This window comes from Paraburkholderia sprentiae WSM5005 (genome assembly GCF_001865575.2).
GTDB lineage: Bacteria > Pseudomonadota > Gammaproteobacteria > Burkholderiales > Burkholderiaceae > Paraburkholderia > Paraburkholderia sprentiae.
The window spans coordinates 3,281,250-3,294,337 of sequence record NZ_CP017561.2 but is presented as its reverse complement, the minus strand read 5'-3'; the positions used below and the strand labels follow the sequence as shown (position 1 = coordinate 3,294,337).

The following is a 13,088-nucleotide window of genomic DNA, read 5'->3' as shown; positions in this document are numbered from 1 at the left end:
ACAGACGGTGTCCCAATGAACGACCACCAGCAACCGATTCACCCGGTTCCCGCCGCCCAAGGTCTGTACGACCCGCAGAACGAGCATGACGCCTGCGGCGTCGGCTTCGTCGCCCATATCAAGGGACATAAAAGTCACGAAATCATCCAGCAGGGCCTGAAGATCCTCGAGAACCTCGACCACCGGGGCGCCGTCGGCGCCGATCCGCTGATGGGCGACGGCGCGGGCATCCTGATCCAGATTCCGGACGGCTTCTATCGCGAAGAGATGGCAAGGCAGGGCGTGACGCTGCCGCCGGCTGGCGAATACGGCGTCGGCATGATTTTCCTGCCGAAGGAGCACGCGTCGCGCATCGCCTGCGAACAGGAGCTGGAGCGCACGGTGAAGGCCGAAGGCCAGGTCGTGCTCGGCTGGCGCGACGTGCCGGTCGACCACGCCATGCCGATCTCGCCGACCGTGAAGGCAAGCGAGCCGCTGATCCGCCAGATCTTCATCGGCCGCGGCAAGGACATCATGGTGACCGACGCGCTCGAGCGAAAGCTGTACGTGATCCGCAAGACCGCGAGCCACCGCATCCAGGCGCTCAAGCTCAAGCACGGCAAGGAATACTTCGTGCCGTCGATGTCGGCGCGCACCGTCGTCTACAAAGGTCTGCTGCTCGCGGGCCAGGTCGGCGTGTACTACCGCGATCTGCAGGACGAGCGCACCATCTCGGCGCTCGCGCTCGTGCACCAGCGCTTCTCGACCAACACGTTCCCGGCCTGGGAACTGGCTCACCCGTACCGCATGATTGCCCACAACGGCGAAATCAACACCGTGAAGGGCAACGTCAACTGGCTGAACGCGCGCACCGGCGCGATCGCCTCGCACGTGCTCGGCGACGATCTGCCGAAGCTGTGGCCGCTGATCTATCCGGGCCAGTCGGATACGGCCTCGTTCGACAACTGTCTCGAACTGCTCGTGATGGCCGGCTACCCGCTCGTCCACGCAATGATGATGATGATCCCGGAAGCCTGGGAACAGCACACGCTGATGGACGAGAACCGCCGCGCGTTCTACGAGTACCACGCCGCCATGATGGAGCCGTGGGACGGACCCGCCGCGATCGCGTTCACCGACGGCCGTCAGATCGGCGCAACGCTCGACCGTAACGGCCTGCGTCCGGCGCGCTACATCGTCACCGACGACGACCTCGTCATTATGGCGTCGGAGGCCGGCACACTGGCGATCGCCGAGTCGAAGATCGTCAAGAAGTGGCGTTTGCAGCCGGGCAAGATGTTCCTGATCGACATGGAGCACGGCCGCATCATCGATGACAAGGAACTGAAGGACAACCTCGCGAACGCCAAGCCGTACAAGAGCTGGATCGACGCCGTGCGCATCAAGCTCGACGAGATCGAGGCGAAGGCCGAAGACGTCGTGACCGAACGCCGCGAAGCGGCTGCCCTGCTGGATCGCCAGCAGGCGTTCGGCTACACCCAGGAAGACCTGAAGTTCCTGATGGCACCAATGGCGCAAGCGGGCGAGGAAGCCGTCGGTTCGATGGGCAACGACTCGCCGCTCGCGGTCATGTCCAACAAGAACAAGACGCTCTATCACTATTTCAAGCAGTTGTTCGCGCAGGTCACGAACCCGCCGATCGACCCGATCCGCGAAAACATGGTGATGTCGCTCGTGTCGTTCGTCGGCCCGAAGCCGAATCTGCTCGACACGAACAACATCAACCCGCCGATGCGTCTCGAAGTGTCGCAGCCGGTACTCGACTTCAAGGACATCGCGAAGATCCGCGCGATCGATCAGTACACCGGCGGCAAGTTCAGTTCGTACGAGCTGAACATCTGCTATCCGGTCGCGTGGGGCAAGGAGGGCATCGAGGCACGCCTCGCGTCGCTGTGCGCGGAAGCCGTCGACGCGGTCAAGTCCGGCTACAACATGCTGATCGTGTCGGACCGCAAGACCGATCGCGATAACGTCGCGATTCCAGCGCTACTCGCTACCGCCGCGATCCACACGCACCTCGTGCAGCAGGGTCTGCGCACGAGCACCGGTCTCGTCGTCGAAACCGGTTCGGCGCGTGAAACGCACCACTTCGCGCTGCTCGCGGGCTATGGCGCGGAAGCCGTGCACCCATATCTCGCGATGGAAACGCTGAGCCAACTCGCGGCAGGCCTGAAGGGCGACCTGTCGCCGGAAAAGGCCGTCTACAACTTCACGAAGGCAGTCGGCAAGGGTCTGCAGAAGGTCATGTCGAAGATGGGCATTTCGACCTACATGTCTTACACCGGCGCGCAGATTTTCGAGGCGGTCGGTCTCGCGTCCGATCTGGTGTCGAAGTACTTCCACGGCACGTCGTCGAAGGTCGGCGGCATCGGTCTGTTCGACGTCGCGGAAGAAGCGATCCGTCTGCATCGCGACGCGTTCGGCGACAACCCGGTCCTCGCCAATATGCTCGACGCGGGCGGCGAGTACGCCTACCGCGTGCGTGGCGAAGAACATATGTGGACGCCGGATGCGATCGCCAAGCTGCAGCACTCGGCGCGCAGCAACTCCTACCAGACGTACAAGGAATACGCGCATCTGATCAACGATCAGACCAGGCGTCACATGACCTTCCGCGGCCTGTTCGAGTTCAAGCTCGATCCGACCAAGGCGATCCCGCTCGACGAAGTCGAGCCGGCGAAGGAAATCGTCAAGCGCTTCGCGACCGGCGCGATGTCGATGGGGTCGATCAGCACGGAAGCGCACGCCACGCTCGCCGTCGCGATGAACCGCATCGGCGGCAAGTCGAACACCGGTGAAGGCGGTGAAGACGCGAACCGTTATCGCAACGAACTGCGCGGCATTCCGATCAAGAATGGCGACACGATGAAGTCCGTGATCGGCGACGAAGTGGTCGTCGACATTCCGCTCAAGGAAGGCGACTCGCTGCGCTCGCGCATCAAGCAGGTCGCGTCGGGCCGCTTCGGCGTGACCGCGGAGTACCTCGCGTCGGCCGACCAGATCCAGATCAAGATGGCGCAGGGCGCGAAGCCGGGCGAAGGCGGTCAGCTGCCGGGCCACAAGGTGTCGGACTACATCGGCAAGCTGCGTTACTCGGTGCCGGGCGTCGGCCTGATTTCGCCGCCGCCGCACCACGACATCTACTCGATCGAAGACCTGGCGCAGCTCATTCATGATCTGAAGAACGTGAACGCGTCGTCGAGCATCTCGGTGAAGCTCGTGTCGGAGTCGGGCGTCGGTACGGTTGCCGCCGGTGTCGCGAAGGCGAAGGCCGATCACGTCGTGATCGCGGGTCATGACGGCGGCACCGGTGCGTCGCCGCTGTCGTCGATCAAGCATGCGGGCACGCCGTGGGAACTGGGTCTCGCCGAAACGCAGCAGACGCTGGTGCTGAACCAGCTGCGCGGCCGGATTCGCGTGCAGGCCGACGGTCAGATGAAGACCGGCCGCGACGTCGTGATCGGCGCGCTGCTCGGTGCGGACGAGTTCGGCTTCGCGACGGCGCCGCTCGTCGTCGAAGGCTGCATCATGATGCGCAAGTGCCATCTGAACACGTGCCCGGTCGGCGTCGCGACGCAAGATCCGGTGCTGCGCGCGAAGTTCCAGGGGCAGCCTGAGCACGTCGTGAACTTCTTCTTCTTCGTCGCCGAAGAGGCGCGCGAAATCATGGCGCAACTCGGTATCCGCAAGTTCGACGACCTGATCGGCCGCGCGGAACTGCTCGACACGAAGAAGGGCATCGAGCACTGGAAGGCGAAGGGCCTCGACTTCTCGCGCGTGTTCTACCAGCCGCAAGTGCCGGCGGAAGTCGCGCGCAAGCACGTCGACGTGCAGGATCACGGCCTCGACCGCGCGCTCGACCACACGTTGATCGAGAAGGCGAAGGCCGCGATAGAGAAGGGCGAGCATGTGTCGTTCATCCAGCCGGTGCGCAACGTGAACCGCACGGTCGGCGCGATGCTGTCGGGCACGATCGCGAAGAAGTACGGTCACGAAGGTCTCGCGGACGACGCGATCCACATCCAGCTGAAGGGCACCGCGGGTCAGAGCTTCGGCGCGTTCCTCGCGAAGGGCGTTACGCTGGATCTGGTCGGCGACGGCAACGACTACGTGGGCAAGGGCCTGTCGGGCGGCCGCATCATTATCCGTCCGACCAACGATTTCCGCGGCAAGTCGGAAGAGAACATCATTTGCGGCAACACGGTGATGTACGGCGCGATCGATGGTGAAGCGTTTTTCCGCGGCGTCGCGGGGGAGCGTTTCTGCGTGCGTAACTCGGGCGCGACGGCGGTTGTAGAAGGCACCGGCGATCACGGTTGCGAATACATGACGGGTGGCACGGTCGTCGTGCTCGGCGAGACGGGCCGTAACTTCGCCGCCGGTATGTCGGGCGGCATCGCGTACGTGTTCGATCCGGACGGCATGTTCGCGAGCAAGTGCAACAAGTCGATGGTCGCGCTCGAACCGGTGCTGCAACAGGCCGAGCAGGAGCGCACGGTCGATCAGGGCGTGTGGCATCGCGGCACGACCGACGAAGCGCTGCTCAAGGGGCTCATCGAGCGTCACTTCCAGTTCACGGGCTCCCCGCGCGCGAAGGCGCTGCTCGAAAACTGGGACGCGGCACGTCGTCAGTTCGTGAAGGTGTTCCCGACCGAATACAAGCGCGCGCTCGGCGAACTCGCCGCGAAGAAGGCGAACAACGAAGTGCTCGCTGCCTGAGCTGCGTTCACGCAAATCACCTTTAGACCCACCCGCCGCGCTCCGATCGATCGACGCGCGGCGGGTCCAGATTACCCCTAGATACAGATAGAGAAGAGAACCACATGGGCAAGGCAACCGGTTTTCTCGAGTTCGAACGTCGCCACGAGACGTACGAGGCTCCGCTCACGCGTGTGAAGCACTACAAGGAATTCGTCGCGGCACTGACCGATGACGAAGCGAAGATTCAAGGCGCGCGTTGCATGGACTGCGGCATTCCGTTCTGCAACAACGGCTGCCCGGTCAACAACATCATTCCGGACTTCAACGACCTGGTATTCCGTCAGGACTGGAAGAACGCGATCGAAGTGCTGCATTCGACCAACAACTTCCCCGAGTTCACCGGTCGCATCTGCCCGGCGCCGTGCGAAGCGGCATGCACGCTCGGCATCAACGACGACCCGGTCGGCATCAAGTCGATCGAGCACGCAATCATCGACAAGGCTTGGACCGAAGGCTGGGTCGCGCCGCAAACGCCGAAGCACAAGACCGGCAAGAAGGCCGCCGTGGTCGGTTCGGGCCCCGCGGGTCTGGCGGCCGCGCAGCAGCTCGCGCGCGCCGGTCATGACGTGACCGTGTTCGAGAAGAACGACCGCATCGGCGGCCTGCTGCGATACGGCATCCCTGATTTCAAGCTGGAGAAATGGCAGATCGATCGCCGCATGCGCCAGATGGAAGCCGAAGGCGTGACGTTCCGCACTAACGTGTTCATCGGCATGCCGGACTCGTTGCCGGCGCACATCGGCAACACGGCGAAGGAAACCATCACGCCGGCGGAACTGAAAGAACAGTTCGACGCGGTTGTGATCGCCGGTGGTTCGGAAACGCCGCGCGATCTGCCGGTGCCGGGCCGCGAGCTCGAAGGCGTGTACTACGCGATGGAGTTCCTGCCGCAGCAGAACAAGGTCAACGCCGGCGACAAAGTGCCGAACCAGCTGGTCGCGAAGGGCAAGCACGTCGTCGTGATCGGCGGCGGCGATACCGGTTCGGACTGCGTGGGCACGTCGAACCGTCACGGCGCGAAGAGCGTCACGCAGTTCGAACTGCTGCCGCAGCCGCCCGAAGAAGAGAACAAGCCGCTCGTGTGGCCGTACTGGCCAATCAAGCTGCGCACGTCGTCGTCGCATGAGGAAGGCTGCGAGCGCGATTGGGCGGTCGCCACCAAGCGCCTCGAAGGCAAGAACGGCAAGGTCGAAAAGCTGATCGCCGCGCGGGTCGAATGGAAGGACGGCAAGATGGTCGAAGTGCCGAACTCCGAATTCGAAATGAAGGCCGACCTCGTGCTGCTCGCGATGGGCTTCACGCAGCCGGTTTCGCCGGTGCTCGAAGCATTCGGCGTCGACAAGGATGCGCGCGGCAACGTGCGCGCCGCAACCGAGGGCGACAAGGCGTACTACACGTCGGTGGACAAGGTGTTCACGGCGGGCGACATGCGCCGCGGCCAGTCGCTGGTGGTGTGGGCGATCCGCGAAGGCCGTCAGTGCGCGCGTTCGGTCGATGCGTTCCTGATGGGTCATTCGGAGCTACCGCGTTAAGCATCTCCGGCTGGTGTGCGTACAGTGTTCGAGGTCGCGCGCACCGGCCATGATTTGCGGGAAGAGGTGGAGACGACAAGGCGCCCCATGAAGGGCACCTTTTAGCGGTAAAGCGACGCAGTAATACGAGCCGGGCTCGCCTGTATGGGCGAGCCCGGTTTTCGTTTTTTAGGCGCCGTGCGTGACGTCCGTGCCATTTTGGTCGGCGACCGGCAGCGCGGCCAAATACCCCTTCACCGGACAGAGCGGCACCTTCATGCCGCGCTATCGACGCCGAGCGCGACGACTACCGCGTCCGCCAAGGGTCCCGGCGCCGCGAGCGCCGGCTGCGCGAGCTCGAGGTCGTGCGGCGTTCATGCGGATCAACCGTCCCTCATTTTTCTTACGAACCCCTACGATGTAACGCAAAAGTTATCGGTGAACGTTAAACTGCGTCTGCAGCCCCGGCTGCCCCACCCATTGCTCCTATACACTTGTCGCCCCCGATGTCCGTTACCGCGAAAAGCCGTTCGCCGTTCCGCGCCCTTGAGAGCACAACCGTGCCCGTGGGACCCGGCATGCCCGGCGCACCGTCGGCGGCGCGGCGACGCTTTCTGACGGGCTCGGCGGGTGCGATGCTGGCCGCAGGCTTCGGCAGCACCCTGCTGTCCGCGTGCGGCGGCAGTCTCGAAGCCGAACAGCCGGCCACACCGCGCCTGGTGTCGGTCAGCAATTTCCGCGATGTCGGCGGCGCAGGCGCGGGCTACCAGACCGTCGACGGCAAACAGATGCGGCGCGGCGTGTTCTATCGCGCCAACGCGCTGACGCTGAGCGGCACGGACGCGGCGACGCTCGACAAGCTCGGCATCGTGTCGGTCTACGACCTGCGCACGCCCGCCGAAATCGCGCGCACCGCTGACGTGCTGCCGAGCGGCGCGACAACCTCCACCCTGAATGCGCTCGGCACGAACGACTTCGTCGCGCCCCTGTTCGATGCCCCCGCCGAGGCCGTCGCGTTCATGCAGGCTCAGGCGCGCGCGTATGTGACGGGCGGCCCGCAGCGAGCCGCGTATGGTGCCTTGCTCGGCGCGCTCGCCAATGGCACGGGCGCGCAGCTATTCCATTCGAGCGCGGGCAAGGATCGCGCGGGCTGGGTGGCGGCGCTCCTGCTCAGCATCGCCAATGTGCCGCTCGACGTGATCATGCAGGACTATCTGCTGAGCAACGTCTATCTCGCGCAATCGATCGGCGCGCAAACCAGCGCGTTGCGCGCGCAGGAAGGCGCTGCCATCGCAACGGCGAGAGCGCCGTTGCTCGACGTCGACGACAATTATCTGCAGGCGGGCTTCGACCAGGTGCAGGCAAGCTACGGCACGATGGCGAGCTACCTGACGCAAGGCCTCGGTCTTTCCACGGCGACGGTCGACGCGCTGCGCAATCGGCTCGTGCATTGACGCGCTTCACTGTCGGACTTCACTGTCGCGCTTCGCTGGCCTTGCGACAGAAAAAAAGTCCGCCCCAGGGGTGCGGGCGGACCGAGAAGGGCGGCATCGAGGTTGCCAGGCGCGACTATAAGGCGCTCGCCCGCGCGATGATCGGTGCGGTAAGGGTGCGTAAGTGGCCCGGTCCGCGCACAGCTGTCTGCACGCATCGTCATGGCAGCGTGGGGTCCGCCGGCAGTTCGATCTGTACTTCGAGCCCGCCGCCCGCGTGATTGCGCACCAGGCAGCGTCCGCCGCGATCGTGCGCGAGCCGCGCGACGATCGCGAGACCGAGCCCGCAATGGCCTTCGCCGCCGCGCGCGGCGTCCAGCCGCACGAACGGCTTCATCGCCGCGGCGATGCGATCGTCGGGAATGCCGGGCCCGTGGTCGCGCACGCTGATCGTCCAATGACGGTCGTTGCATGTGGTTGAGATTTCCACCGGCGGCATGCCGTGCTCGAGCGCATTGTCGACGAGGTTGGTCACGAGCCGGTCGAGCAGCGTGCGCGGCAGCGTGAACGCGGGTCCGGCGCGCAGGTCGAGCGCGAAGAGCGGCGTTTCGGCGGAGGCCATGATATCGGCGGTTTCAGCGGCCTCCGTGTGATCGCCAGCGGAAAACTGCTCGCGCAAAAACTCGTCGACTGCGACGGGCGGCCCGGCGTCCGCCGATTGGCCGGCGAATTCGAGGAACTGCTGGACGATGTTGGTCAGCGAATCGACGTCGCGGATCAGGCCGGCGCGCTCGTTTTCATCGACCAGCACGCTTGCGCGCAGCTTCAGGCGCGTGAGCGGCGCTTTCAGATCGTGCGCGACGCCGGCGAGCATCACCGCCTGGTCGTCGCCGGCTTCGTTCAGGCGCCGCATCATGTCGTTGAACGAGCCGATCAGATCGCGCAACTCCCGCGGGCCCTGCACCGGCACGGGTTCGGGCCGGCCGCCCGAGCCGAACGCGCGCGACGCACCGGCGACGCGCGACAGCGGCCGCTGCATCTGCCACACCGCGAACAACGACAGGATCAACCCCGCGATCAGCATCGATACCGATTCGATCAGAAAGCGCGGCGGCGGCGGTAGGTCGACCGGCACGACGACCCAGTTCGACTTGCCCGGAAACAGCACCCACAGTTGCGGTGGACGCAGATCGTCGACGGCGATCTGCGTGCCGGCCGGCACGTTCTCGCGCAGATGCCGGCTCAGCTCGACCAGCGTATGCTCGTGCGGCTCGCGCAGATGCACGCTGGTCGGCATGTTCCAGGTGGGCACCAGATGCACGCGCATCGCGGGCGCGAGCGCGGCGCCCTTGATCGGCTCGCCGTTGATCGCCTGCAGCACCAGCAGAATGCCGCGCGCGAAGCCGTCGATCTCATGGCGTGGCGGCTGCATCGTCACCAGCACGAACCAGCTCGCCTGAATCGCGAATAGCACCGCCGCCGACAGCAACGCCATTCTGCCGAACAGCGTGTTCAGCGGATTCTTCATGCGCTTGGTACGGCCTCGTCCTCGAAAGGCGTGCCGTTGGCGTCGGGCACGAACACGTAGCCCTGGCCGCGCACCGTTTGCACGTAGCACGGGTTCGACGGGTCGTCCTCGATCACGCGGCGCAGACGCCAGATCGGCACGTCGAGGCTGCGGTCGCGGAACGCGAGGTTGTCGCGATGCACGAGATCGTGAATCAGCACGCGCGACAGCACCTTGTACGGATTGTTGACGAAGATCTTCAGCAGCGCGAATTCGCTGTCGCGCAGCGGCAGCTTGGCGTCGTCGCGGGTCAGCGCGCGCGTGGCGAAGTCCAGTTCGAACGGACCGAAGCGATAGCGCTTGCGCGCTTCGGGCGCGCTCGTGGTGGGCGGCCCGCGCCGGCGCAGCACGGTCTGGATGCGCACGAGCAGCTCGCGCGGATCGAACGGCTTGGTCAGGTAGTCGTCCGCCCCGAGGGACAGACCGACGATGCGGTCGGCCACCGTGCCGCGCGCGGTCACGAAGATCACCGGGATGTCGTCGCCGGCGGCGCGCAACGCGGTGAGCGCGCGCAGGCCGTCGGTGTTCGGCATCATGATGTCGAGCACGACGACCGACGGCCGCTCACGTTCGAGACGACGCTGCAAATGAGTGCCGTCATGCAGCACGGACGCGTCGAAGCCGTTCGACTGCAGGAACTTGCAAAGCAGATCGCGAACGACCGGATCGTCGTCGACGATAAGGACCTGTGGATTCATGGCGAAATTCTAGACTGCGGGGCTCGACGCGCGACCGGGCATTTCCTTACCAACGCTTACTGTGTGCCGCGTGGCGCTGGCGCACTCGCGCCGGGCAGGTCAACGAAGGTTCAGCGGCTACTTTAGCACCGCCTGATCCGGCTATCCGCAACGACCGGCACCCGATGACAACGGCCCGCAAGCACTCGAAAACACTCGCAAGCGCCCGGAACCGTTCGTAACAACCGCGCGAAAGCATGCTTTGCTTGGCCCATCGCCGGCATTTGCGCGGCGCGATGATTCGTCCAGCAACACGTCGCGTCGCACGCCGAACGAGGCCCGCAGCCTCGGGCGACGGCGCGCAATGTTCAACCGACACCGGCGCGCAGTGCGCACTTTCGCGAGGGCCATCATGACGATCCACAATACGCTCAGTTCCACGCCTTTCTCCCCGTTGGCGAATGCGCCGGCCACCGACAAGCCCGCCAGCGCCAGTTCGAGCTCCACCGGCGCCGCGGTGAAATCGCAGCAGAGCGCCGCGCTTGCGCAACCCGCACCGGGGACGGGGCTGGTCGGCCATCTGGTCAACACGACGGCGTGAGCTGACGAGGCCCGCATGCCGTTATCAACAACCCCTGAAGATCGGTCGCGTGCCGTGGCATGGCTGGTTGTCGGCGCGCTGCTATTGCCGCTCGGTGGCTGCGGCGCCGCCGCGCTGCCGTGCCGGCTCACAGCGGCGACCCTGAAAGTGCTGCCGGTCGTCGGCCATGCGGCAGCGACGCCTTTCGACGCGTGCGCTTCCGCGATCGATTGACTCATGAGGCTGCCCCGGATGGTTGGTGCGCTGATGCTGCTAAGCGGTGTGCTGTCGTGCGCCGCGCATGCGCAGCCCGTCGCGCGCAGTACGAAGGCGGCTAGTGCGGCATCGAATGGCGTTGCCGCCGGCACGCGCGGGCGCTCGCAACACGCACCGTTTGCCTTCCGCGGCATCGCGCTCGGCATCACGATCGACGAATTTCGTGCGGGCTCGAGCGTGCGTGCGACGCCGGTAGGCAGCGTGCCGATCTGCGAGACGGACGTGCAGGCCGGTGCGCTCGGCATGCGGCTGAAGTCGCACGATAGCCTGAGCGTGGCGTGCCGCTGGGCGCATCGCGACGACGACCGTTGGGCGGTGTCGCAGGCGGTGGTGGATGGCACGCCGGCGCTCGAGCATGTAATGCGCTTCACGCGCATCGACGGGCAGGGCGCGCTGCGTCTGTACGAGATGTCGTTCGTGATCGACCAGCTGACCGCCGAGGATCTGCGCGACGCGCTCGAGGACCGTTACGGGCCGCCGCGTCTCGCGACGCGCAACGCGGCTGCACCGGGCGCGATGCCGATGTACGTATGGGAGAACGCGGTGAGTTCGATCACGCTGTGTTTTTTGCCGGGCAGCCGCAAGGGCACGCTCACGTATCTGCTGAAGGGCTCGGATGCGTGGATGAAAGCGGTGGTGCGGCAATGGCAGGCGAGCGGCGCCGACGCCGGCTGACCCGCGTTGACGATTGCCTGGCAGGTCTGAGCATTGGTGCGACCCCTAAGACGGAACCGGGCGGCGTCTGGCTGGCGCCGCCTCGTTTCAACTCCATTTCACCTTTCCCGCCACGGAGCCAGCATGACCGCGCTACGTCTCACCATCGTGCTCGGCGCCGCGAGCTGTCTCGCGGCCTGTTCGAGCACGCAGACCCGGTCGATCGTCGAAACGCCGATGGCGCCGCCGTTGGCGTCCGCGCCGTTGAACGTCAACACGCAAGGCGCGATCTATCAGGCCGGCGCGCCGCTGCTGTTGTATGAGGCGCCGCGCGCGCAGCACATCGGCGACGTACTGACGATTCGGCTCGCCGAATCGTATAGCGGCAACCACAGCGCGAGCGCATCGGCGAACCGCGCGAGCAGCATCACCGCGACCGCGGCGGACCAATCGACGAATGCCGCCGCGCGGCTCGCGAAACTGTTCAACATCGGCTCGGCCAGCACCGACTACAAAGGGCAGGGCAATCTGAGCGACATCAGCGATATGACGGGCACGCTCGCCGTGACCGTAATCGGCACGGTATCGGGCGGCAATCTCGTCGTGTCTGGCGAGAAGGTGATCGCGATGAGCGGGACCCGCGACCGGCTGCGGCTGTCGGGCATCGTCAATCCCAAGGATATCGAAGCAGGCAATTACGTCGCGTCGAGCAAGGTCGCGAACGCGCGCATCGAACAGTCGGGCCTCGGCATGGTGAACGATGCGACGACGATGGGCTGGCTGCAGAGGATGTTTCTGAGCGTGCTGACGTTTTGAGCGTCAGCCGCGTCGGTGCGGGTGCGCGCGGCGCCGCTAGCCGAGCGGCGGCGCAAGACCGCGCTCGGCCGCGCCCATCTCGCCGTCCGGCACGAACACATAACCGCGTCCCCACACCGTCTGCACGTAGCGCGGTTCCGACGGGTCCACTTCGATCAGCCGACGCAAACGCCAGATCGACACGTCGAGGCTGCGATTGCGATGCGCTTCGCTGTTGCCGTGAAGTTTTTCGAGTAGCTGCGCGCGGGTGAGCACGGTCATCGCGTGCGCGACGAAGACTTTCAGCATCGCGAACTCGCTCGAACGCAGCGCGATGCGTTCGCCGTCGCGGCGCAGCTCGCGCGCGGAGAAGCTCACTTCGAAGCGGCCGAAACGATAGGGCGCGCGCTGCTCGGGCGCGCCCGGCGCAACCGATCCGCGACGCCGCAGCACGGTGCGAATCCGCGCGACCAGCTCGCTTGGTTCGAAAGGTTTGCCGAGGTAGTCGTCGGCGCCGAGCTCAAGACCGATCACGCGATCGATCGTGTCGGCGCGCGCGGTCAGCAGGATCACGGGAATGTCGTCGCCGGCGACCCGCAAGGTGCGCAGCGCGCTGATGCCGTCCAGCTCCGGCATCATGATGTCGAGCACGACGAGCGCGGGACGCTCCTGCTGCAATCTGCGCTGCAACGCCAAGCCATTTTCGAGCGTGGCGACCTTGAAGCCGCGACCGTGCAGATATTCGCTGACGAGTTCGCGTACGACGGGATCGTCATCGACGATCAGGATGGTCTGGTTCATTCAGGTCATCTTAGTGATGCGCGCGGGTCGCGC

General features: G+C 65.4%; 10 protein-coding genes. 7 read left to right on the top strand and 3 right to left on the bottom strand.

What is annotated here, in order from left to right; all coding sequences use genetic code 11:
* Window positions 1-15 precede the first annotated feature (15 nt).
* From BJG93_RS15030 to BJG93_RS15020, 3 genes are all read left to right on the top strand, one after another.
* Window positions 16-4,719, top strand: a complete 4,704-nt coding sequence (locus BJG93_RS15030) for a glutamate synthase-related protein (protein WP_027199049.1) — start codon at window positions 16-18, stop codon at window positions 4,717-4,719.
* 104 nt (window positions 4,720-4,823) lie between these two features.
* Entirely contained in the window at window positions 4,824-6,293 is a 1,470-nt protein-coding gene (locus BJG93_RS15025) for a glutamate synthase subunit beta (RefSeq protein ID WP_027199048.1), read from the top strand.
* Window positions 6,294-6,850: 557 nt separating this feature from the next.
* Window positions 6,851-7,726 carry a tyrosine-protein phosphatase gene (locus BJG93_RS15020; RefSeq protein WP_027199047.1) on the top strand — a complete coding sequence of 292 codons (876 nt, stop codon included), beginning with the start codon at window positions 6,851-6,853 and terminating at the stop codon, window positions 7,724-7,726.
* A 199-nt stretch (window positions 7,727-7,925) separates the two neighbouring features.
* Here the strand turns inward: BJG93_RS15020 and BJG93_RS15015 are convergent, their stop codons facing one another.
* Together BJG93_RS15015 and BJG93_RS15010 are read right to left on the bottom strand one after the other, a co-directional pair.
* Window positions 7,926-9,233, bottom strand: a complete 1,308-nt coding sequence (locus tag BJG93_RS15015) for an ATP-binding protein (RefSeq protein ID WP_027199046.1) — start codon at window positions 9,231-9,233, stop codon at window positions 7,926-7,928.
* Window positions 9,230-9,970, bottom strand: coding sequence for a response regulator (locus BJG93_RS15010; RefSeq protein ID WP_027199045.1), 741 nt, complete (start codon window positions 9,968-9,970; stop codon window positions 9,230-9,232). Before BJG93_RS15010 ends, BJG93_RS15015 begins: the two co-directional genes overlap by 4 nt.
* Before the next feature lie 391 nt (window positions 9,971-10,361).
* Here BJG93_RS15010 and BJG93_RS15005 point away from each other — a divergent pair, with 391 nt between their 5' ends.
* From BJG93_RS15005 to BJG93_RS14990, 4 genes are all read left to right on the top strand, one after another.
* Entirely contained in the window at window positions 10,362-10,550 is a 189-nt protein-coding gene (locus BJG93_RS15005) for a hypothetical protein (protein ID WP_027199044.1), read from the top strand.
* A 15-nt stretch (window positions 10,551-10,565) separates the two neighbouring features.
* On the top strand, window positions 10,566-10,763 hold the full coding sequence (locus BJG93_RS15000) for a DUF6726 family protein (protein WP_051374443.1): 198 nt from the start codon (window positions 10,566-10,568) through the stop codon (window positions 10,761-10,763).
* A gap of 3 nt (window positions 10,764-10,766) precedes the next feature.
* Window positions 10,767-11,480 carry a hypothetical protein gene (locus BJG93_RS14995; RefSeq protein ID WP_027199043.1) on the top strand — a complete coding sequence of 238 codons (714 nt, stop codon included), beginning with the start codon at window positions 10,767-10,769 and terminating at the stop codon, window positions 11,478-11,480.
* Between the two features lie 123 nt (window positions 11,481-11,603).
* Window positions 11,604-12,275 carry a flagellar basal body L-ring protein FlgH gene (locus BJG93_RS14990; RefSeq protein WP_027199042.1) on the top strand — a complete coding sequence of 224 codons (672 nt, stop codon included), beginning with the start codon at window positions 11,604-11,606 and terminating at the stop codon, window positions 12,273-12,275.
* 36 nt (window positions 12,276-12,311) lie between these two features.
* Here the strand turns inward: BJG93_RS14990 and BJG93_RS14985 are convergent, their stop codons facing one another.
* The gene (locus tag BJG93_RS14985; protein WP_027199041.1) at window positions 12,312-13,055 is read right to left on the bottom strand and encodes a response regulator; all 744 of its coding nucleotides are present in this window, start codon (window positions 13,053-13,055) and stop codon (window positions 12,312-12,314) included.
* Between the last annotated feature and the right edge of the window lie 33 nt (window positions 13,056-13,088).